The sequence below is a fragment of the Mycobacterium sp. TH-M106 genome, from assembly GCF_057473765.1.
The window spans coordinates 1-1,021 of the sequence record NZ_JBYCLE010000357.1; the positions used below are offsets into that span (position 1 = coordinate 1).

The window sequence follows — 1,021 nt, forward strand, 5'->3', positions numbered from 1 at the left end:
TCATCGGCACCACCTGGACCGGCTGACCGTAGGTGGACGAATGGACCATCATGCCGTCGCCGACGTAGATGCCGGAGTGGGAGGCATCCCCGTAGAAGGTCAGCACGTCGCCGGGTTGCAGGTCGGACAGCGCGACCGGCTCTCCGCCGCTGGCCTGCGCCTGGCTGGAATGCGGCAAAGAGATGCCGGCCTGGCGGAACGACCACATCACCAACCCGGAGCAGTCGAACCCGCCCGGCCCGGAACCGCCCCAGGCGTAGGGCGTTCCGACCTGCGTCAGCGCCGCTTGCACCACAGTCGCGGCCCGTTCACCGCCGGGCGCGTCCCCACCCATCGGCGGCGGCTCTGCTACACCGGCGGGCGGCTCGGCTTCGTCGACCGGCGGCAAGGCGTCTGCCGGGGGCAAGCCGGGCAGGAAACCGGGCGTCGAACCAGGCGTCGAACCAGGCATAGCGTCGAGTGCGGGCGCGCCGGGGGCCGCCTCGGGTGCCGAGCCGGGGGCAGCCAGTGCGATGCGCTGTCCGGGCGTCAGCGACAAGTACTGCGATTTGACCACGGCGATCTGCAGTTGCAGCCGGCTCCGCCGCGATTGCAGGTCCGCGCGCACCTCGGCGGCCCGCTCTTTGGCAGTCGTGGCCTCGGCCGCGGACTTGGCGGACGCCTGCTCGGCCCGTGCGGCCTGCTCGTTAGCGGCCCGGTAGCGTTCCATTCGCACCGCCATGTCGGCGGATACCACCCGCTGCACGGCCAGCTTGTCGATCAGCTGCTGGGGCGACCCGGCGGTCAACATCGCCTCCAGGCCGTCGGTGCGACCACCCGTGTACGTGGTGGCGGCAAACTGGTTCACCGCCGACTGGTAGGTTGCCAGCTGCGCTTTTGCGGCGTTGAGCGCCGCTTGGTCGTCGGCATGTACTTTGTTGGCAACCCGTTGAGCCGCAAGCTTTTCCTTGAAGTCGAGCTGCGCGCTGTGCATCGCCTCGGTGGTCTGTTCGGCCTGGCGGGACAGCTCGTTGAGCTTTGC

At 69.6% G+C, this 1,021-nt stretch carries 1 protein-coding gene; it reads right to left on the bottom strand.

Annotated features, from left to right (window positions below; genetic code table 11):
- The coding region (gene ripC, locus AC2VOP_RS12495; protein WP_486961263.1) for a peptidoglycan hydrolase RipC at positions 1-1,021 on the bottom strand (1,021 nt) is incomplete at both ends.